Origin of the sequence: Sphingobium sp. D43FB, assembly GCF_002312805.1 — a bacterium.
Taxonomy (GTDB): domain Bacteria; phylum Pseudomonadota; class Alphaproteobacteria; order Sphingomonadales; family Sphingomonadaceae; genus Sphingobium.
In genome coordinates, this window is sequence record NZ_NMUA01000019.1 from 37,173 (window position 1) to 56,726 (window position 19,554).

Sequence of the window (19,554 nt, forward strand, 5' to 3'; positions counted from 1 at the left end):
CGCCTGGTCAGCCAGGTGCCTGCCCCACCTTCGCGTCTCAGATGACCATCCCGAAGGTCTGGAGAATGGAGTCGGCCTTGATGAGGCAGACGGCCGCGACGATGGTCGGGATGCCGATCATGATATTCGAGAAAAGGCGCGAGACGCCGAACAGGAAGGCAGCGACCCCGCCCACAAATCCCATCGGACCTTTCACGCCCTGGTTCACGACGATATCGTATATGTCGTAACCAAGATCGCCCTGGGCGGGTGCCGAGAAGGCATGAACCGGGCCACCGACCAGGGCCATCGCGCCTAAAGGGAGGCCGACATTGGCCACCGCCAGGACCTTGTTGCCAAATTTGTGCATCATAGCATTGCTCCAAAAAGGAGCCGTCCAACCAAAGCCTGCCGGCATCGAAGGAAGATCGGTGTCGGCCGGGGCGTCGGTGGACGGCTCCATGAGCCCGCCGCCGCCGGCATCCTGGTTCATCCGCACAGGCCAGTTGGGGCCGGGCCGGATGCCATCCGGGAAAAAGTTTTGCTTTGCCGCGTTGGCGCGCACCCGTTCAGCGCCGCGCATCGGACGCTGCCTTTGCAAGCGCAGGCTTTGCGTGCCGATCGAGGAACGCCTCGAGTTCGGCCTGCTGAAAGCCCGATATGAGCTTGCCGTCGGCGATCAGCGTCGGCGTTCCTGAAACGCCTACTTTGGCGACCAGTTCAGCGTCCTCCGCAACCTTGGCACGGCCCTCCGCGCATTGGCGCAGGACAGGCGGTGTCTGGCCGGAATAGGCCGCCCGGAAGGCCGCCTCGCGATCTGTCGAGCATAGGATATGCTCGGCCTTGGCGGCAGCGGTCGGATGGATGCCGCTCACGAAGAAGATGAGACGCCTTACCGGCTTGCCCTCGGCGGCTTTGGCGCTCCAGAAGCGATCGAGCGTCTGGCAGTAGGGACAATCCGGGTCGGTGAATTCGATGACCGTTGGCGCATCTGCAGGGCCGATCGCCAGTGCCTTGGCAGGGTCGATGGCTTTAAGGCGGCGCGTGGCACCCTGTTCCTGCGCCAGCGCGGTCAGGTTGACGCCGTTGCGGTCATAGACGGTGGCGAACAAAAGATGCTCACTTTGCGGCGCATAGTAGATGATGCGGCCTCTGGCGCTTGCCTGATACAACTGGCCCGTGACGGGAGCCACGGCAAAATCCTCGAACTGAAGATTCGTAAAGGTCTGATGGAGCTTCGCCTCGGCTTCTGATGCGGCTGCCCTTAGTATCGCAGCCTCATCGGCTGGGTCTGCGATTGCTAGGCTGGGCGATACGGCCAATGCGGCTCCTGCGAGCAAAGCGAACAGCGACAGCGGGTGAGATGTGACCGTCATGGGCGTTGCTCCGGTTTCCTGGAATTGAGCGAGAAAAGCGCGGCGTCAATGCCGATGGATCGTCCGATCGGCACCGTTGTCGGCCGGGCCAATTGCCGCCGCGGCGTGGCTGCTATGATCGCATAGTCGCCGCCGACGTTGCGGATGACGCGTGTCGCCCTGTCTACGGCGCGGGTTGATCGGACGAAGGCCTCTTGTTTTGGAGCCGCAATGGAGGGCATAGTGACGGCCATAAGAATGACGAAGGTCGGTGGCCTGTATGGGAATCCGCTGGCCATGGTTCATACCTCCTTGGACTAGAGCGGCCATTGGCCGCCTGGATGAAGGGACTGTGTGACCGGGGAGCTTCGTTCGTTCGGGTAGACTTGCCATCACCGGTCCGTTGAAATGGATCGTTGTCCAAGCTTCCCCAGCCCTGCAATGGCCAGGGCAATGTCGTGCCGGTGCAGGGTAGTGACGTGCCGCTGGAAGGCAGTGAGATGCCGCGATCAGGCAACATCATGCCGAATGGGCACGTCAGTGCCGATGGGCCGTTCACAATGCTTTGATCCCACGCTGCTCCCACGGCTGGGCACGGCGTATTTTCAACGGGCATGCGGGCTCGATTCGTTGGGCCACCGCGGGGAAAGGAGGCATCTATGGCCGCGCAGGCGACACGAAGTTACAGGCTGACAATGTCCGAGTGCGGGCTAAGCCTTTTCTTGCAGTGTCATTCACGGTTCTGCACCGCCGCCCATGATCTTTTGTCGTACGGCAATACCTTGCATGCGGCCGTCACGCTGCTAGCCGCTCGGGACCTTGACGAAATGGTTGCCGACCTTGCCGATCCCGATATTGCGCGCCTTTCGGGGACTATGCAGCATTATGTAGGGGCACCGCAGGAGCTGGGAAGCTTGGCCCGAGAAATCAGAGAGAAGGTCTCGCGGGCCGGTGCTATATATGCGCCGCCTCTCAGCACCGTGTATGTCGCAGCCGTAAGTCATATGAGCGTCGCCAGCGAAAGGGATATGCGTCGCCTATGTGCGCTGTTGCGCCGGCCTCAATCAGCATGAAAAAGGATGACTGTTCATTCGTGATACCTGGAATGACAGGAGAAAATTCGTCTCAGATTGAGAACGATAGCCTTTGACCGCATGAGCAAAATGCATAGCCTATCGTAATCGGGTAAGTGCCATTGGGAGTTTCGAGACAATGTCCGGGGGTGCCTGTACATGCAGACTCGAAAACTTCAGACCAAGGATGACGGGCTGGTTCTCTCCACGATCAAGGAGATTTCCGGCAAGCGCATCGAAGAGCGCCGCCGACGTGACCGGATCACTCAGCCCCAGCTGGCACGCGCCGCCGGGGTTAGTGTTAGATGGTTGCGGGAGATTGAGGCGGGCAATCCAAAATCCAAGCTGGACGAGCATTTGGCATGTGCACACCGGCTGGGGCTATCGACGGCTCATATCATGATCCCGCTTCTTCTCATGGAGCGAAAAATGTCGATCCCCCAGGAACTGCTTCTCGACGAGGACCTGTCCGAGCTGGAGGATCGCTGCATCGCTCTCATTTATGAACATTCGTCCAGCACGATCAGCAGGCGCAGAGCCTCCTTTTTTACAGATGCGGGCGATCAGGAATAAGGGCTTGTCGCGCAATGTCTGCCGAACCGATCACCGCCGATCGCATTTACCGGCGGCTCAAGCAGGATATTCTGGACGGTATATTGAGACCAGGCGCGCCGCTTGTCGTGCAGGCGCTCGCCGATCATTATGGTGTCAGTATATCACCCGTACGCGATAGCGCCCACCAACTCGTTGGTGAGCAAATCCTGGTATCGAACCAGGGCGGCGGTTTTGTTGTGCCGCCTGTTACTGCCGATATGCTGCGGGATCTCTACACCTGGCACGGATATCTGGTGCGACATGCGCTCAAGGCCAAGGCGCCATTCCAAGGTGATCTCGAACCTATCAAGGCGCTCGACCGGCATGGGCCCTTTCATCCCCGCGAATTACGTGATGCGGCCAATAGCCTGTTTTCCTTTATCGGAAGCCGACCCAAAAATGCGGTCCATGCACGCGCAATCATCATGGCAGGTGACAGATTGGCTATCGCGAGACTCCACGAGCCGCTTGTCTTCGACAACGTCCAAGAAGAACTGCTGTCGATCTGGAACCTGACAGAGATCGGTCGCGATGCGGCCGTCCGGGAGGCAATCTGGGCCTATCACCGACGCAGAATAAGGCGGGCTTCGATTGTCGCTCATCAGATCCTATCGAATATATCCAGTTTTAACACGCCGAAATGAAATTAGATTTCCCAAATATGCAGTACAGCTTGTTCGCGCAGGCCAGCCACCAACAGATTAGCGCGCATATTGAGAGCTTATAAGATCGCCAATATGTTGAGCTGCCACCTAAACTTCTCGTCGCTGCCACTTGGTAGCTTTTTTGAAGATGGAGGTTGTTATGGAACATCTGGAAAATATCGAAGGTGACATGATCGATCTGGGCGGCGCGAGCGCCGAAACGCAGGGCATTGGCCTGGTCGATCAGGACAATCCCGCTGGTCAGCAGCAGACCGGCATTCTCGACGAATAATCGGTCGACCCGGCGCGCGTTTCAGCGCGCCGGGTCATATTCAAGAATTTTACGGGAGCTTTGCCCCATGCTGGTCATGCTGCGGCCGGGCCTTGCCTATTGTGTGACCGAAGGGCAGGCCGTCTTCCTCGATCTCACGGCCGATCGCTATTTTGCTCTGAGTCCTGCAAAGACTGCCGCCTTTTCAGATTGCCTCATCGAGGATCATAGCCCCGAGGCGAAACCGGCTTTGCGCTATTTCATAGACGCCGGGATATTGGTCATCGGCGTTGCGGACGCAACAGGCCGGGCGTTGCCAAATATTCAGTTGCCAGCGCGTGACGCGCCTCTTCTGCCGGACGTCTCGGTCCGCCGACAAACCTTGGTGCGGGCGATGGCTATTTTGCTCGCCACGCGTTTCAAGCAGATATATCGCCCGAAGGCATTGTTCGCGTTCGGGCTTGAAGCGCGCTGGTGGAAATTGGGGGCGAACGTTTCTGGCCGAGGCCGTCTTGGTGATCTGCTTGAGGCCATGTCGTACGCGGAGCGGCTGCTGCCGCTCCGGCTGAACTGCGTTAGCCGCACACGAGCACTCAAATATTTTCTGGCGTGTTATGGCGTGGATACCGACATGATTGTCGGGGTGAGGCTTCATCCATTCTCGGCGCATTGCTGGCTTCAGGTCGACGACATCGTGCTGAACGACACGCTGGAGGGCATCGCCCCTTATACGGTGATCAGAGGCATCAAATGAGCAGCTTCTATTCTTTCGCGATCGACATTCGGCCTGCGGCTTCGAGTTTTCCTGGTCCCGTGGAGAGTGGGGTGGGGAATGCAGAGACGCCGGTCTCCCTGAGGAGCGTGTCCAGCGACCTTGATCGCTATGAAGCCGTCGACGATCGCGGCCGCCATTTGCTGTTATTGGGCAATCTATTCGACAGGACCGCAAATCAAATTGTGTCGCCGAGCGATTTCTCGCAGATTCTACGGGAGCAGGATCCGATCCAGGCGCTGCTCGTGGACTATTGGGGGCGGTATGTCGCTGTCCTTCACCATGCCCCGACTGGACATGTTGAACTGGTCCGAGATCCGTCTGGCCAAGTCCCATGCTATTATCGCCAGGATATCGGTCAGCTTCACGTCGCGCATGACGCAGATCGGCTGTTCGTTGAGACTGGGGTGCCCGATCCCGACTGGTCCATCCTGGCAAGGCATCTGCGCAATCCCATGGTACGAACGAACGATACCTGTCTTCACAGCGTGTCTGAGCTTTTGCCGGGTTTGTGCGTCACATGGTCGGCTGATAGGCTGACATGCAAGCCAAGGTGGATTCCGCAGATTGAAGCAAATCTGATCGAAAAGCCTGTCGAGGCTATTGCGGATCGACTGAAGCGCGAGATCGAAAATGCAACTACCGCCTGGGCGCGGCGCTTTCCTCGCCCTTTACTGGGTCTGTCTGGAGGTCTGGATTCCTCGGTCATTGCTGCGTCGCTCAGGGCACACAAGTCGGATGTGAACTGTTTGAATGCCGTCTTTGGCACAGGGAGGGGAGATGAGAGAAGCTATGCGGCGGCGGTCGCTGGCATGTACGGTTTCCCCCTCCATCAAGTATTGCTCAAGGTTCATGACATTGATTACAGCAGATCGCTGGCCTCGGCCAAGCCGAGACCGTTATCGAGCGCTTTCACGCAGGCAATCGACAGAGCCTCCGCCGACGTCGCCGACGCCTGCTTAGCGGACGCCCATTTCAGCGGGGGAGGCGGTGACAATCTCTTCGCCTTCATCCACTCTTCCTATCCCGCGACCGACTGTCTACTGGATACCGGCTTCGGGGCGAAATATCGGTCAACCATATCCAACCTGACGCGGATGACCGGCTGCGACATGTGGCAGATATTGGTGCGATCAATCAGACACGGGGTCTTTGCGCATCGCCCGTTTGCCCACAGGGTGGACGTGCGATTTCTAGGCGAGCAGAATGCCGACGCCTTGCCCGTTCATCCGTGGATCGAGCGCGGCGGCAAGCGGCGTCCGGGAAAGCGTCAACATATCGCGGCGACGCTGGAGGCCATTCATTTCACCGAGTTTCTCAACATCGGCGGGCGCCCCACTATTTATCCGCTGCTCTCCCAACCACTGATGGAATATTGCCTTTCCATCCCGGTTTGGCGCTGGTCGGACAAAGGCGTTGATCGGTCGCTCGTGCGTGAGGCTTTCCGCCGAATGTTGCCAGATGAAATCATAGCGCGCCGGACAAAAGGATCATTCGGCCAGCTTTTCGAAGCGGGCTTCATGCGTAACATCGGTGTCACCAGGTCCATGCTCGCGGATGGCCAACTCGCGGCCCAAGGCCTTCTGGATCGTGCGGCATGCCTCGATGCCCTGAGCAGACCGGAGAAATTGCGTCCGGAGGTCATGAGCCGTCTCGCGCTTTTTGTGGATGCGGAGGCGTGGCTGGCGGGGCGAAGCGCCCGTTAACGGCCGACGCGTTCAGGGCGCGTCGCAACCAATCGAGCACACGTCGATACACCGCAAGACGGTGCGCGGGCTGGAATTTCACATGCCCTTCGTCTGGGAATATGTACATCTCAACGGGCCATCTTTTGGCGCGCAGCACTTCAAACGTGTTGAGCGCCATTCGATATTCCTCTTCCGAAGCCTGAATGAGGATAGGGATCGGCCGCTTATCTGCATGCATAGCCAATGAGGATTGCGACCAGAAGGCATCCGCCCGACTGCCGGGCAGGGGATAGCCCAAGCTTCCATACCACCGCCGATATCCTTCGCCGTTGCCGACCATCATGCTCGCATCTTCGCAGCATGTGCTCAGGGCTGCGGCCGCGAACTTGTTGGAATGGATCAGCGCGAAGGTCGCTGTCGTCGCACCATCGCTCTGGCCGGTGATTGCAACCCGGCCCGGATCCACCAAGCCGCTTTGTTCGAGACGATCGATAATGGTCTCAAGCGAGGACAATATGCTCCGGCGATCTATCCAGTCTTTCTGGTTTGCCTGAAGATATTCATCATAGGTGACGGCTGGCCCCTGCAGCGCATAGGCCCTGGGCTTGTTGAAGCTGAGAACCGCAAATCCCTGCGATGCGAGAAGCTGTATCGGATATTCGTCCGCCGTTCCGCCGCGTAGAAAACCTCGTGATTCATACTGGACGATAACCAGTGGCAACCGCGTTCCCGGCCTAGAGCCCACCGGAAGGACGAGGTCGCCAAAGGCCTCAATCCCGAAGCTGTTCTTCCACGCCAGGCGCTGGACTCTACCAAGCCGAAATTGCGCGAATTCCGGATTGGGATCGAAAATCGTGTCGAGGGCGCCTGTTGCTACGTTGATCGAGACAATATGTCGGGGCCGAAGGGAGGTTTCGCGAGCGCAGATAAGCTGTGTGTCTGCTACTCCACAGCCAAACAGCGCGTCGTCAGTGAGCAGGATCCTGCGCGGGCGACTGCTTCCAGGAATCCAGCGGTAAAATCCGGTCTTCTCGTCCGATGCGCCTTCGCGCGTGGCAAATATCAGTTGCTTGCCGCCAGGCAGCCACCAGGAGTCGGTAACGTTCCGGCAGGCAATGGCCAGGCAGTCGAATGTCCTCGCGCCGACACGAACGTGCAGACGCGCTGGCTGTCGAAATTTTGCGGGATCGTCGGCGATGGACCAGGCGACATGATCGGCATCGAATCGAGCATGGGCTCTCGCCCCTGCGGGCCGTGCCCCGCCAGGGGACACTATTCGCGTGATCTCTTCCTGTCTCGCCGACCGGACGGTAGCGCCGCCTATATCAAGCGCTTGGACGACCGATGGAATTTGGTTTGTGGGCAGGGGCTGATTGCTGCCCAGCGGCCAGAAGCGGTCGTCATAGCGAAAGCCCTTCAGGCCTTCTCGCGTAATTTCATCTCTTGCCTCCACAAGGCCGGGACGACTCCGAAATAGGAGCGCGTCGCCAGTTTCTGACCATTCCAGTGCTTCGACATCGACCTCGGACTGAATGAGCATATGACGGTCTGTTCCGTCGGGCTTGATGATCCAGATTTCTGCCTTCCCGCTACGCTGTTTGACATAGGCGAGATACCGGCCGTCAGGATGCCAGCGGACCAAGGGAGGCTTGGGAATGCCGAGCGGTATGCCGACCAGACCATATTTGTCGAAGCTTGCGCGCTCGATGTCGCCCGCGTCGTCGATCACACGCGCTGGGGTACGGCCATCTGTTGGAACCAAGACGAGCGCCGAGCAGAAGCGGTTAGACGCCGGGTTCGCCTGGCGAAGCTGAAGCGCAATCATGTCGCCGTCCGGGGACAGTTGTATCGGTGCGCCATCCAACGAAACGCCGCCAAAATCGCGTAAGCCGATCAGGGCTTCCGCAGTGATGTCCCTGAAAGCCCGGTTACTGGTCCAATGGATCGGGAGAGAACATGGGGTGCTCCCTCCCTCCGTTACGGGGTTGCTTCGGGGTTGGGCGAAGGCATGCGTCGCCATGAACAAGGGCATGGCGGCGCATATCAGGGCCCTGGCAGCACCGGACGGATTGGAAGTAGTCGGCCTGGCAAATGCTCTGGTCATCACTGTCACCAATGCTTTGTGACGCTCAGGCTTACGAAGCGACCGATGGGAGAATAGTTGGTTGAATCATAGTTGACGTAGAAGCTGTTGCCTCCGCTTGGTGCAGCATAGGGAGGCCGGGCATTGAACAGGTTGCGAGCGCTGAGTGCAAAATCCCATGCACCAAGCGGGGTGTCGGCTGGCAGGTTGAGAAGCGCGTTCAGATCGAACGTGGTTTGCGATTTGACGTCATTCTCACTTGTGGAGCGCGTATCGCGCAGCCGCCCCGAATGGTTGACATAGCCTGCCAGCGTGAAGCTGCCCTTGGTCCAGCTTATGTTAAACCGGCCCCGGAATTTGGGTGGATTGTAGATGATGCCGGCGAGGCGGGTAACCGGAGCGTTCTCGTTGATCTGTTCGGTCGATTTAAGCCAGGACCCGTTGCCGCCCACATTCAGTTCGCCCCATGCGCCTATTGGAAGGCTATACCGCCCGCTCAGATCGAAGCCGTGAATCTTCTGCTCAGTGCCGTTGATGAAATTGTTGAAGGCAATGGCGACGACGGACGATGGATCATAGGGCGCCCCGCTGTAATTATTCAGCTGCCCGTTGGTCGATGCGATGAGAGCAGCCTGCGTAGCCGCGTCCGGGGCGTAGATCACATAGTCCCCGAAGATGGGATTGCTTAATGCGGAATATTGATTGACCCCAGAGATGGGCTGGATAATCCGGTTTTTGTATCGGATGTTGAAATAGGAAGCGTCCAATTGAAGGCCCGGGATCGCGCTAGGATGCGCACCAAGGGTGATCGTCCAGGTTTCCGCCCTTTCAGGCTTCAGATCGGGATTGCCGCCTTGGCTCATCATGGCGACCGAGCCGCTTGGGAATTGGGATCCGCCATAGGCGGACGCCGCGCGCAGGGTGACGTAGCGCATCTGATATTGCTGCAACAGCGTGGGCGCCTTGAACGATTTGCCCCAAGAAGCCTTGAGATCAAAATCGCGGGTCGGTGCATATATGAGGCCGAGCTTGGGCGTGGCGACTTCGTCGATACCGGGATAGCGCTCGTAGCGCAGGGCTCCATTAATCGAAATCCGATAGGCCCAGCTCAAGTCTTGTTCGGGCGATATGAGGGGGACGTTAAGCTCGCCGAAGGCATAGCTGCTATCGATGCTGCCGCCCCCGTTGGACCGGCTGCCAGATGCGTTTGTATCCTCGAAACTATTATATCGGTAACCGCCGCCGATCGCCAGGCGGACGTCCCCCGCCGGCAGACTAAGAAGCTTGCCTTCCGCGCCCAACTCTACCGATCGCGCAACATTGCAATAGCAACCATGGGCCCTGCTCGCGACAGCACCGTTCGAGTAATAGCGTTGATCGTAATCGGTGCGGTCCCGGCCATAAAGGCCGCTCAGGTTCACCGTCCAGTCGGGATTGATCCTCCAGGCCAGTGATGGAGCCAACGCGAAGCTCTTGTTGACTGGCGTGTTGAGATAGCCCGAACGCGCGTCGAGCGCGAGCATTGAGGATATCTCGCGGCGATTGAAAAGTGCATCGACCGCAAATTCGAGATTCGGGCCGATCGCCTGGTGTCCGCTGAGAATGACGCTATGATTTTCGCGCTCGGGCAGCAAGGTGGCTGTGTCCGGCATATAGTCGGTGTAGCTGCGATCGCGCGCGGTTATGTCGCTGCCCTTCAGAAAGTCATAGGCCACGATGAATCCGCCAGAGTTCCAGCGGATACCGGCAGTGGCATTATATTGCTGCTCGACATCGCCGCCGTCCGTTGCCGCGCCCCATCTCGCCGAGGTTGAATAACCTTCATAGTCTCGCTTCAGGATAATGTTGACGACGCCGCCCACGGCGTCCGATCCATAAATAGCCGAAGCGCCATCGGGTATGACCTCCATGCGGCTCACGACCGAAACAGGTATCGCGCTGATATCGACTGCCTGGACTGCGGATCCGTAAGAGAGACGGTGGCCGTTGAGCAGGGTCAGCGTGGCGTCGCCGCCGAGGCCGCGGAGGTTTGCCGTAGAACCGCCGGAGAGGTTCTGGTTTGCGATCCCGACGTTGCCCGGTGCGACCGAGGGGTTCTGTCCGCCGCTGAAGCTTTGTGGCAGGGATCGAATGACTTCACCCAGATCATTCTGCCCCGACCGGCGCATTTCCTTTTGCGATACTTCGATCACGGGCGCCGCGATGTTCGCACCCTTGATGCGGGAGCCTGTCACGAGGAGGGTCGCGGATGGCGCATCGCCATCCTCCGGCGATCGCTGCGAGGTAGGACTTCCCACAATCACAAAGCTGCCGCCATTCTCAATGGCACGCAGACCCGTGCCCTTCAGGAGCAGTCGTAGCGCTTGCTCAGGGACGAAGCGGCCATCCAGCTTGGGCGACATCCGACCTTCCACTTGTGCCGGCTGAAACATGACTTCGCGTCCGAGCTGGGTTCCCAGGGCTCGCAACGCATCGGCGAGATTTTGCGCCTCGATATGAAAGGTCTGATCGGCCTGCGTGTCGGCCAGCAGCCTCGGCGAGGCGGTGGCGAAGCCGACCGCACTCGCGATGGCGATGATGTTGGCGAGATTGTTAAAGATTTTCCGCATGAGGACCCCTTGTCTTCGCATCGTTTTTTGATGCTCTGACTGGCTCCACGTTGCCGGATGTGAATTTATAGGGCTTCGGCCCCGCTCTGTGAAATTTTTGTGTCGGATGGCGTCAGGGTGATGGAGTTGTCAGGCGTTTCTGCAATCTTCAAGCCAAAGAGAAGGCTGAGGTTGGTGGCCAGCCTTCGAGGTTCGTCGATCGCAAATGTGCCTGACGCCCGCAGATCAGCGATGGCCGCGATTGGCTGCCTGATCTGGAGACGCGAGTAGCGATTTGCCTCATTGATGAGATCGCCCACCCTTACATCATCGAACTGCCGCATTTTCGAGGTCCAGCTTTCGCCTGCAGCTGGAGCGAAGGATGCTGGTAGGTCGCGCACGCCAAATTTCCCAGCTTCGACCACCTGCCCGGGGCGTAGCAATCTCGGTTTGCTGGTAACATCGTGTCCAACAACATGGTCGGCTCGCGCGACGTCCACCGATCCGCGCAGGAGGCGGACGAAATATGTTTGGTCCGAGCGGAAGCCGACATCAAAAACTGTTCCGTGAGCGGTCACGATGGCATCGCCGACAGAAACGATAAACGGCCTCTTATCATGGGCCACTTCGAACCGAGCCTTGCCCTGCTCGAGGCGGAGCGACCTTGAACTTGGCGTAAATCGCATCGACACGATGCTGTCCGTGTCGAGTGTAATCTCTGATCCGTCTGCAAGCTGAAGCTTACGGATCTGTCCGACCCTGCTTGCGAATTCGGCGGTATGATGCCCAGCGTCGGCGACGATTGCGGGTCCGTTCTTTTGGCCCTTATTGCCAGCTGGCATCCAGACGATGGCAGAGAAGGAAAGCAGGATCACAGCGACCGCCGCAGCAAGAGCCACCGCATGTCGGGAGTGCGTCGGCGCAGCGTCTGCTTCGGCTTTGGTCGGCGACACCAGCGACTTTCCTATGCTGTAGACTTCCGCGATCCGCGCGTAGGCAATTCGGTGGTCTGGATCTGCGGCAAGCCATGCCTTGAATTCCTGGTCGCGGTTTTGGGCATCTGGACCCTGCATCGCGGCGAACCAGGATGCGGCTTCTTCGCGCATGGCGGAGCGCTTCTCTTGTTCATCGAGCATGTCAGTCGTCCAGAGCTTGTGCGATACGCGCCAGTGCGCGGCCCAGATGATATTGAACGGTAGGGACCGCGATTCTAAGCTTTTCACCGATTTCTCGATAGGTCAGATTCTCTACCCGATGCATGAGGAAGACTTGCCGGGTCTGGTCGGGGAGACCATCGACGGCCGCCTTGTAGAGACGCATGACATCCTGCCTTTCGATTCCGAAGCTTTGCTCCGGGGCAGCGCCGATTTCGGGTAGTTCATCCAGCGTCGGCCCTATGGTCGCGGCCGCACGTCTCGCACTGCGCATTCGATCCACGAGAAGATTGCGGGCTATGCGTTGCAGATAGGACGCTGGATGAACGAGTATCTTCGTACGCATATGGGCTGCAAGCCTGGCAAATGCTTCCTGCATGAGATCGTTGGCGTCCTCGTCATCCCGCATGCGTTGCTTGAAATAGCGGATGAGGCCCGGAGCTTCTGTGCTGTAAGTATCACTTAGAATCGCCGTGTATGCGCTGTCTTTTGCGACAGATAGGGAGCCGCCTGGATGCTTGTCGGGCATAGGAAGCGGTTGAGCGCGATCCGTCTGGGATCGATTGATGGGGAGAGGACGTAACACGCGAGCTTGGCCAACAGGCCGACAGAATCGGTCCCGAGAATCCCGGGGGCGATTGAGCTAGGTGTGTCTCAAGCGATGGCGGGCCGTCGCTCCGACCGCCCCAAAAATCAGAGGGGCGTCAGTTATGCCTGACAGGATAATCCTACAGCGGGGCCGTCAGCAAAATCCCCCCTGCCGACCTATGATGCCGCGGCCCAGTCTGCAGATCAAGAGGTCAAGACGAATAGTTATTCCTGATGGGTACGCTGGGCCGTGGTACTGCTGAGCGTTGATCCTGCATTGCTTCGATTCTCTCGAGCATGATCCAGGCTGGGCCGAAGCGCTGGCGGTCGAACGGCAGCATGGCGCGAACACGAGCGACTTTATTGCAGAAAGAGTAAGAACGCTGGCGCTGGCGGGTGATCAGGCCGGTGTTGCGCGGTGGCTCGACGTTGCGACGCGCTTGGACCAGCTTCTCGATGCGGGCACCATGGCGCATTGAAGGAGGGCAGCTATCTGATCATGTTCCGGCCCGTCAGTTTCTCAGCGAGCGTACGGAAGGTGATCGACCAGCGGGTCTCTCCCATTTCGGCTATGCTATGTTCCCATTGGTACCGCGCTTCGCCATGAAGGTGATAGACCGAACGCGGCGCGAGCGGAATGGTGACGCGATCGAACCCGCTGGCGTTGCGCCGCCGAAAACGCAAGGGGGCCGACACGCCCAGCGAAATGCCGACGACATGGTCGAAGACCGGGCGATCACGGTGCCAGCCTATGCCGGCACCAAGATCGTAGCGGATGAGGAGCGCCTGGGCTAGGCTGGCGGGCTCAAGGCCGACAAAGACAGCGGCTTTTGCACGCACAGGTAGCAGCCAATCCGGCATGGGATCTGTAGGTCCGAAGCGTGCGTCGTCGAAGTCGTAGCGCCAGCCATAGGAACTGGTCAGGCGCTTGCCGAGCCAACCCTGGAAACGAAACGGCTCGAGCGCGGATGCGTCGATCCCGTCGATCAGCCTCAACTCTTCATCGCGGGAGATAAGGTCTTCCCGATAGGACAAGCCCGGGATTTTCGGAGTCTCAAACAGGTCGGGGAACAGGCTGGCCATCAACGTCTAGATTGGGAGCCTGCGCGCACAAGGCAATCGCATAGCTGATTTTTTGATGGATAGCGCGGTCCGTAAAGCGTTCGATCAATTCGAGTCTGTTTTGGGCACTGACCGGATTCCGACACTGATTTTATGTTGTTTGGCAAATGGGGTAGGTGCGGTGCGGCTTGGAAAACTGTAATCATCAGTGAGCCGCCATGAAGTTCGAGCCATTTTAGTAGGCTGGGCCGTGCAGATCCCACCAATTTGATTAAGAGAGGGGCAAGTGTGCTTCGTAAAATCCGACCCTTTGTCGCCGTTCAGCTGCCAATTTCTTGTTCCTAGGTGCGGTCCTTCCGCTAATCGACAGGTCGCGACCACTTCCGGGCGTACAGGAGTCCGATGGCCAACGACAGGTTCAGGGAAAACCCGCCATTCAAAGCGAGTGCGTGCGGTTGGCGCGCTCTGGCCGTGCCAATGGCAATGGTGGCGCGGGATGCAGTAATCGTTGATTAAATCCCAGCTCCAAGCGTTATTGGCTTTTCCGTTCACTTCAGTTAGGCGAGGGATTGAGAGGCGGACAAGTTCGGCTTTCATTGATCGCGCCGGTGCCCCCAAAAGGGGCTTAATCGGGAATGTGGTGCGGAAGCTTGCTTCCAAATCCGCGGCTGTCTCTGCAACTGTAAGCGGATAGCGCGATGTACATGGCTCCTCTTTGAAGGGGCAGCCACTGGGCCGGACGCTAAATCATGCGAGGTCTGGGAAGGCGTGCATCAAGCTGTGACCCGTGAGCCAGGAGACCTGCCGGCGTCTGGTCGCTCTTGCCTTGGTCCAGAGGATGGCTGCGGCACGGTGAACTCCGTCTGAGCGACGAATGAGCGGCTGGGGCCGCATCGGAGACGTGCGTCGGCCGCCCATGGCGTCCGGCCGCCGCGCGGCTCGCCCGTTCGCGCGGGTATGCCCCGGCCACGTCGCAAGACGCCGGAGGACTATTTCGTGATCAAGACCATTACTACCAGCAGCGCACTTGCGCTGATCTGTATGGGAACGCCAGCCTTTGCCGAACCCTTTGAGAAGGGATCGCAAACAAGCGCGGACGCGGTCGAGGCGGGCAACGACATCGTGGTTTTCGGTCGTGGTGAGGCCATGATCGGCACTGCCAGATCAGCCAGCGAGGGAAGCGTCGGAGGGGCCGATGTCCTCGTGCGGCCACTTCTCCGCGTGGCGGAACTGCTGGAAGCGGTGCCCGGGCTGGTTGCAGCCCAGCATTCGGGGAGCGGCAAAGCCAACCAGTATTTCCTGCGCGGTTTCAACCTCGACCATGGGTCTGACTTCACCACCTATATCGATGAACTGCAGATGAACTTTCGCACACACGGACACGGTCACGGCTATCTCGACCTCAACGGCCTCATTCCGGAGATCGTGGGCCGGGAGGATTTTCGTAAAGGGCCCTATCGCGCCGACGGCGGTGATTTCGCTCTGGCGGGAGCAGCCTATATGATGACCATCAAGGGTTACCACCGGCCGTGGGCATCGGCCGAGGCTGGTTCATATGGTTGGCGCCGCGTCGCCGTAGGCGGAACAGTGCACGACGTGGGCGTGGGAGATCTCACGCTTGTCGCTCAGGCCAAGACCTACGACGGACCGTGGCAGGAAACTGAACGTCTTCGCCATTACTCGGGTTTCGCGAAATATAGCATGCCGAGCGGTGCGGGCACATTGGAGGCATCTCTCCATGCCTACCGGGCGACATGGCACCCTACCGAGCAAATCCCGGAGCGCATTATCGGCACGGCGTTGTGTGCGGATGTGTTCTGCTCTCCAGATCCTTCCGCGCGGGGTGAGACGACGCGCCAGGTGGCTAACATCGCGGTCAAGCAACCGACATGGCGCGCCAATGTCTATGCCCAGTTTTACGACTGGTCGATGTTGTCGAACCCCACTTACACCGATCCGGATGGCACAAGCGCGCAGATCAAGCAGTTCGACCGGCATTGGGTACTAGGGCTGTCCGCTCAAAAAAATTGGGAAATCGCTGACAGTCTGGCTGTGAGCCTTGGCACCGAAAACAGATACGATGCCATCGGGAATGTTGGTGTCGATCGAACGGCTGTCCGCACATTTCTTGAATCTCTCGGGCACTATCAGGTCGGGGAATTGTCTTCCGCGCTCTACGGCGAAGTCGCTTGGAAACTCTTGGCTGGACTGCGTGTGACAGGTGGTCTTCGCGGGGACTATTATCACTATTCCGTGCGTGCACGAGATGTGGTTGCGGCGTCGCTGGGAGAAGGCAGTGGCTCGGCGTCGATTCTCTCACCTAAGGTCTCGATCGCCTATCAGGTTACGCCGCAACTTGAACTCTACGCCAACTGGGTCCGTGGATTCCATTCCAACGACGTTCGGGGTGCGGTAAACAGGGGCACGCCTGTTCCGGTTCTCGTTCGCGGCATCGGCAAGGAACTGGGGGGACGCCTTCAATTCTCCGGGGTCACGTTAACCGCGACTTACTGGTGGCTGCATGTCGGCAGCGAGCTTCGTTTCATTGGCGATTCCAATGCTGTTGAACGTCGGGTGCCAGTGGGTGTCATGGCTATGAAATCGTCGCCTTCTGGCGGCCGTTCCCGTGGCTTGCGCTTGATGGAAACTATACTGCCAGCCATGCCCGCTTCGACAATGGCGATCACATCCCTAATGCATTTGAGAACGCGGCTTCAGCCGGTGCCGCCATCATTCTTGATCCCTGGGAAGCCAGCATTCGGGTGCGCCACCTCGGACCTTCTCCGCTTGTCGAGGACAACAGTGTCCGGGATCGGGGCAGCACCGTCATGAATGCCCGCGCCGCGTGGACGGGCAAGAAGGTCGAGATATTTGGAGAAGTGCTGAACATCTTCGACAGCCGGGACAAGGACATCGCCTATTATTACGAGTCCTACATCCCCGCCTTTGATGCAGGTGCTCCGGTGGAAGGCCGGTTGAGTCGTGTGGTCGAGCCTCGAACCGTGAGGATTGGCGCAAAGGTCAATTTCTAGCGAAATCCCTTGATGGGCGGCGCTGCAGCACGTCTGCTGCGCCATCCTCCGTTTGTACATTCCTTAATCGCCGAGCCAATCATGCCCCTCACGAAGACACTGCCATCCCTGTCTCTGCGCCTACGAATTGGTGCCTTGTTTGCCGGATTGATCGCCGCCAACATTGGCGTCTGGGTCTGGGCATTCAGCCTGTTTCATGCGCAGCCGTTAATGCTCGGCACCGCTGTGCTTGCCTGGGGGCTTGGCCTGCGCCATGCGGTCGATGCCGATCATATTGCGGCCATCGACAATGTGACGCGCAAACTGATGCAGGATGGTCAGCGCCCGGTTTCGGCCGGCTTCTGGTTTGCGATCGGGCATTCCGGGATCATTGCCATAGCATCGATCATCATTGCGGTGACGGCCAGCGCGCTGTCGCAGTTCGGCGCCTTCAAGGAAATCGGCGGCGTGATTGCAACCGTGATTTCCGCGCTTTTCCTGTTCACGATCGCCGGCATGAACCTGGTCATCCTGCGCTCTGTCTGGCGGACCTTTGCGCATGTTCGTGCAGGCGGCAGCTATGTCGAGGACGATCTTGATCTGTTATTGGGTGGGCGCGGTCTGCTTTCCAGACTGTTCAGGCCGATGTTCCGCCTTGTGAACAAAAGCTGGCATATGGCCCCGCTGGGGTTTCTGTTCGGGCTTGGGTTCGATACCGCAACCGAAGTTGCCATTCTGGGCATGTCGGCCAGCCAGGCCGCCGATGGCCTGTCGATCGGGACAATCCTGGTCCTGCCCGCCCTGTTCGCGGTCGGTATGGCCCTCATCGATACGGCGGACGGCGTGGTGATGCTGGGCGCTTATGAATGGGCCTTCGTGAAGCCGATCCGCAAGCTCTACTACAACATCACAATCACCCTGATCTCGGCCATCGTGGCGATTGTCATTGGTGGAATCGAAACGCTGGCCCTGATTGGCGACAAACTGGCCCTTACGGGTGCCCCATGGCGGATCGCCATTGAATTGGGCGAAAATTTCAATGGTCTGGGCTTCGCCATCATCGGACTTTTCGTGTTCTGTTGGCTGGCGAGTTACGCGATCTATCGCTGGAAGCGGTTCGATGAGATCGAGGTTTCTGTCGTTACCTGATCGTCCATCGTTGCATGAAGCAACATCATCAATTGGCTTGGCTCCGATCTTCGTCTAGGGCGCATGGCGAAGGACGGGTTGATTCCGCCCTTCGATGATCGCGCCGGTGCCCTCGCAAGGGGCTTAATCGGGAATGCGGTGCGGGGGCTTGCTCCCAAATCCGTGGCTGTCCCTGCAACTGTAAGCGGATAGCGCGATGCACATGCTCCTGAACTCAGGGGCGGCCACTGGACAGCGCGCAAGCGCCAAGTCTGGGAAGGCGTGCATCAAGCTGTGACCCGCGAGCCAGGAGACCTGCCGGCGCACCGGTCGCTCTTGCCTGATCCAGGGGATGGTCACGGCACGGTAACTCTCCGTCTGAGCGACGAAGCTGTGTGGCTGGGGCTGCACGGTCGCGTGGTAACGGGTGCTTTGTCGCGCTCGCCCGTCGTCGCGCGCCGACCGGACTTGTCCGGCAAGCCCCGCCGTTTGTCGCTCTGGCGCGCGGAGGAATTGCTTGTGGCCGACCTGTCAAAGGTGCCTGTCACCATCATCACGGGCTTTCTGGGCGCGGGGAAAACCACGCTTATCAGCCACCTGATCCGCAATGCGGGCGGCCGCAGGCTGGCGGTGGTGGTCAACGAATTCGGTACGCTGGGTGTGGATGGCGACATTCTTGCATCCTGCGCCATTCCAGACTGCCCGGCGGAAAACATCGTCGAACTGGCCAATGGCTGCATCTGCTGCACCGTGGCGGACGATTTCATTCCTACGGTCGAGAAGCTCCTCGCGCTTGATCCCCGCCCGGATCACATCCTGATCGAGACATCGGGTCTGGCGTTGCCAAAGCCGCTGCTCAAGGCGTTTGACTGGCCAGCGATCCGCAGCCGGATCACCGTGGACGGCGTGCTGGCGCTGGCCGATGCCGAGGCGGTTGCGGCAGGCCGGTTTGCGCCCGATGTGGCCGCGCTTGACGCCCAGCGCGCCGCCGATCCGAGCATCGATCACGAAACGCCGCTGTCCGAAGTGTTCGAGGACCAGCTTGCCTGCGCCGATATGATCCTGCTGACCAAGGTTGATCTGGCCGGACCCGAAGGCGTTGCCGCCGCACGCGCGATCATCGCGGCAGAGCTTGGCCGCCCGGTGCCGGTGATCGAACTGACCGAAGGCGTGGTCGATCCGCGCGTGATTCTGGGGCTTGATGCCGCCGCCGAGGACGACATCGCCGCGCGCCCATCGCACCATGATGGGGATGATGATCACGAACACGATGATTTTGACAGCGCCGTTATCGAATGGGGCGAAATTGCCGATCCGGCGGCCCTTGTCGCGCGGATCGAAACGCTGGCGCGCGATCACCATATCCTGCGCGTGAAGGGCTATGCCGCCGTTGCGGGCAAGCCGATGCGGCTGCTGGTGCAGGCGGTAGGCGCGCGGGTGCGCCACCAGTACGACCGTCCGTGGCGGCCTGACGAGCCGCGCCGCACCACGCTGGTCGCCATTGCCGAGCACGATCATGTCGATCCAGACGCCATTCGCGCGGTGCTGCTGGCGTAAGGCGCAG

The 19,554-nt window shown here is 59.2% G+C and carries 17 protein-coding genes, 1 pseudogene and 2 riboswitches; of the genes and pseudogenes, 11 read left to right on the forward strand and 7 right to left on the reverse strand.

Annotation, left to right across the window (positions count from 1 at the left end; translation table 11 throughout):
* Positions 1 to 37 precede the first annotated feature (37 nt).
* Positions 38 to 352 (reverse strand): hypothetical protein, encoded by a 315-nt coding sequence (locus tag SxD43FB_RS25285; protein ID WP_026149605.1) that lies wholly within the window; start codon positions 350 to 352, stop codon positions 38 to 40.
* Between the two features lie 196 nt (positions 353 to 548).
* Positions 549 to 1,355 (reverse strand): DsbC family protein, encoded by an 807-nt coding sequence (locus SxD43FB_RS15910; protein WP_176482807.1) that lies wholly within the window; start codon positions 1,353 to 1,355, stop codon positions 549 to 551.
* A 395-nt stretch (positions 1,356 to 1,750) separates the two neighbouring features.
* Here SxD43FB_RS15910 and SxD43FB_RS25290 point away from each other — a divergent pair, with 395 nt between their 5' ends.
* The 6 genes from SxD43FB_RS25290 (at position 1,751) to SxD43FB_RS15935 (ending at position 6,394) form a co-directional block, all read left to right on the forward strand.
* On the forward strand, positions 1,751 to 1,903 hold the full coding sequence (locus tag SxD43FB_RS25290; RefSeq protein ID WP_161774360.1) for a hypothetical protein: 153 nt from the start codon (positions 1,751 to 1,753) through the stop codon (positions 1,901 to 1,903).
* Between the two features lie 663 nt (positions 1,904 to 2,566).
* On the forward strand, positions 2,567 to 2,980 hold the full coding sequence (locus SxD43FB_RS15920; protein WP_051520135.1) for a helix-turn-helix domain-containing protein: 414 nt from the start codon (positions 2,567 to 2,569) through the stop codon (positions 2,978 to 2,980).
* A gap of 14 nt (positions 2,981 to 2,994) precedes the next feature.
* A complete protein-coding gene (locus SxD43FB_RS15925; RefSeq protein ID WP_051520203.1) occupies positions 2,995 to 3,645 on the forward strand; it encodes a GntR family transcriptional regulator in 651 nt (216 codons plus the stop codon).
* 160 nt (positions 3,646 to 3,805) lie between these two features.
* The gene (locus tag SxD43FB_RS24825) at positions 3,806 to 3,937 is read left to right on the forward strand and encodes a benenodin family lasso peptide (protein ID WP_161774400.1); all 132 of its coding nucleotides are present in this window, start codon (positions 3,806 to 3,808) and stop codon (positions 3,935 to 3,937) included.
* A gap of 67 nt (positions 3,938 to 4,004) precedes the next feature.
* On the forward strand, positions 4,005 to 4,670 hold the full coding sequence (locus SxD43FB_RS15930) for a lasso peptide biosynthesis B2 protein (RefSeq protein WP_043154804.1): 666 nt from the start codon (positions 4,005 to 4,007) through the stop codon (positions 4,668 to 4,670).
* Positions 4,667 to 6,394 (forward strand): asparagine synthase-related protein, encoded by a 1,728-nt coding sequence (locus tag SxD43FB_RS15935; RefSeq protein WP_096063053.1) that lies wholly within the window; start codon positions 4,667 to 4,669, stop codon positions 6,392 to 6,394. Before SxD43FB_RS15930 ends, SxD43FB_RS15935 begins: the two co-directional genes overlap by 4 nt.
* Here the strand turns inward: SxD43FB_RS15935 and SxD43FB_RS15940 are convergent.
* Together SxD43FB_RS15940 and SxD43FB_RS15945 are read right to left on the reverse strand one after the other, a co-directional pair.
* A complete protein-coding gene (locus tag SxD43FB_RS15940) occupies positions 6,330 to 8,408 on the reverse strand; it encodes an Atxe2 family lasso peptide isopeptidase (RefSeq protein ID WP_176482808.1) in 2,079 nt (692 codons plus the stop codon). The genes SxD43FB_RS15935 and SxD43FB_RS15940 overlap by 65 nt on opposite strands.
* Positions 8,409 to 8,485: 77 nt before the next feature.
* Positions 8,486 to 10,693: a TonB-dependent receptor gene (locus SxD43FB_RS15945; protein ID WP_176482809.1), complete on the reverse strand. Its 2,208-nt coding sequence runs from the start codon at positions 10,691 to 10,693 to the stop codon at positions 8,486 to 8,488.
* 129 nt (positions 10,694 to 10,822) lie between these two features.
* On the opposite strand from SxD43FB_RS15945, the gene SxD43FB_RS25295 reads away from it, so the two are divergent.
* Positions 10,823 to 11,107, forward strand: coding sequence for a hypothetical protein (locus SxD43FB_RS25295; RefSeq protein WP_176482810.1), 285 nt, complete (start codon positions 10,823 to 10,825; stop codon positions 11,105 to 11,107).
* Between the two features lie 26 nt (positions 11,108 to 11,133).
* Here the strand turns inward: SxD43FB_RS25295 and SxD43FB_RS15950 are convergent, their stop codons facing one another.
* Positions 11,134 to 12,183, reverse strand: coding sequence for a FecR domain-containing protein (locus SxD43FB_RS15950; RefSeq protein ID WP_096063056.1), 1,050 nt, complete (start codon positions 12,181 to 12,183; stop codon positions 11,134 to 11,136).
* Between the two features lies 1 nt (position 12,184).
* Positions 12,185 to 12,730: a sigma-70 family RNA polymerase sigma factor gene (locus tag SxD43FB_RS15955; RefSeq protein WP_076605507.1), complete on the reverse strand. Its 546-nt coding sequence runs from the start codon at positions 12,728 to 12,730 to the stop codon at positions 12,185 to 12,187.
* A 325-nt stretch (positions 12,731 to 13,055) separates the two neighbouring features.
* Here SxD43FB_RS15955 and SxD43FB_RS15960 point away from each other — a divergent pair, with 325 nt between their 5' ends.
* Positions 13,056 to 13,268, forward strand: a complete 213-nt coding sequence (locus tag SxD43FB_RS15960; RefSeq protein ID WP_037476111.1) for a hypothetical protein — start codon at positions 13,056 to 13,058, stop codon at positions 13,266 to 13,268.
* 10 nt (positions 13,269 to 13,278) lie between these two features.
* Here the strand turns inward: SxD43FB_RS15960 and SxD43FB_RS15965 are convergent, their stop codons facing one another.
* Positions 13,279 to 13,872 (reverse strand): alpha-ketoglutarate-dependent dioxygenase AlkB, encoded by a 594-nt coding sequence (locus SxD43FB_RS15965; protein WP_037476113.1) that lies wholly within the window; start codon positions 13,870 to 13,872, stop codon positions 13,279 to 13,281.
* Positions 13,873 to 14,440: 568 nt separating this feature from the next.
* Positions 14,441 to 14,675, forward strand: a riboswitch (cobalamin riboswitch).
* Between the two features lie 217 nt (positions 14,676 to 14,892).
* On the opposite strand from SxD43FB_RS15965, the pseudogene SxD43FB_RS15970 reads away from it, so the two are divergent.
* The 3 genes and pseudogenes from SxD43FB_RS15970 to cobW all read left to right on the forward strand — a co-directional run bounded on the left by SxD43FB_RS15970 (position 14,893) and on the right by cobW (position 19,547).
* A pseudogene (locus SxD43FB_RS15970) lies at positions 14,893 to 16,883 on the forward strand (TonB-dependent receptor).
* Positions 16,884 to 16,964: 81 nt separating this feature from the next.
* On the forward strand, positions 16,965 to 18,011 hold the full coding sequence (locus SxD43FB_RS15975; protein WP_052027683.1) for a HoxN/HupN/NixA family nickel/cobalt transporter: 1,047 nt from the start codon (positions 16,965 to 16,967) through the stop codon (positions 18,009 to 18,011).
* An 87-nt stretch (positions 18,012 to 18,098) separates the two neighbouring features.
* Positions 18,099 to 18,328: riboswitch (cobalamin riboswitch) on the forward strand.
* A 181-nt stretch (positions 18,329 to 18,509) separates the two neighbouring features.
* Positions 18,510 to 19,547, forward strand: a complete 1,038-nt coding sequence (cobW, locus tag SxD43FB_RS15980; protein WP_037478584.1) for a cobalamin biosynthesis protein CobW — start codon at positions 18,510 to 18,512, stop codon at positions 19,545 to 19,547.
* The last annotated feature ends 7 nt before the right edge of the window (positions 19,548 to 19,554 follow it).

Coding starts and splice junctions, on each gene's coding strand:
- SxD43FB_RS25285 (WP_026149605.1), bottom strand. CDS start 352: ATGATGCACAAATTTGGCAACAAGGTCCTGGCGGTGGCCAATGTCGGC.
- SxD43FB_RS15910 (WP_176482807.1), bottom strand. CDS start 1,355: ATGACGGTCACATCTCACCCGCTGTCGCTGTTCGCTTTGCTCGCAGGA.
- SxD43FB_RS15920 (WP_051520135.1), top strand. CDS start 2,567: ATGCAGACTCGAAAACTTCAGACCAAGGATGACGGGCTGGTTCTCTCC.
- SxD43FB_RS15925 (WP_051520203.1), top strand. CDS start 2,995: ATGTCTGCCGAACCGATCACCGCCGATCGCATTTACCGGCGGCTCAAG.
- SxD43FB_RS24825 (WP_161774400.1), top strand. CDS start 3,806: ATGGAACATCTGGAAAATATCGAAGGTGACATGATCGATCTGGGCGGC.
- SxD43FB_RS15930 (WP_043154804.1), top strand. CDS start 4,005: ATGCTGGTCATGCTGCGGCCGGGCCTTGCCTATTGTGTGACCGAAGGG.
- SxD43FB_RS15935 (WP_096063053.1), top strand. CDS start 4,667: ATGAGCAGCTTCTATTCTTTCGCGATCGACATTCGGCCTGCGGCTTCG.
- SxD43FB_RS15940 (WP_176482808.1), bottom strand. CDS start 8,408: ATGCCCTTGTTCATGGCGACGCATGCCTTCGCCCAACCCCGAAGCAAC.
- SxD43FB_RS15950 (WP_096063056.1), bottom strand. CDS start 12,183: ATGCTCGATGAACAAGAGAAGCGCTCCGCCATGCGCGAAGAAGCCGCA.
- SxD43FB_RS15955 (WP_076605507.1), bottom strand. CDS start 12,730: ATGCCCGACAAGCATCCAGGCGGCTCCCTATCTGTCGCAAAAGACAGC.
- SxD43FB_RS15965 (WP_037476113.1), bottom strand. CDS start 13,872: ATGGCCAGCCTGTTCCCCGACCTGTTTGAGACTCCGAAAATCCCGGGC.
- SxD43FB_RS15975 (WP_052027683.1), top strand. CDS start 16,965: ATGCCCCTCACGAAGACACTGCCATCCCTGTCTCTGCGCCTACGAATT.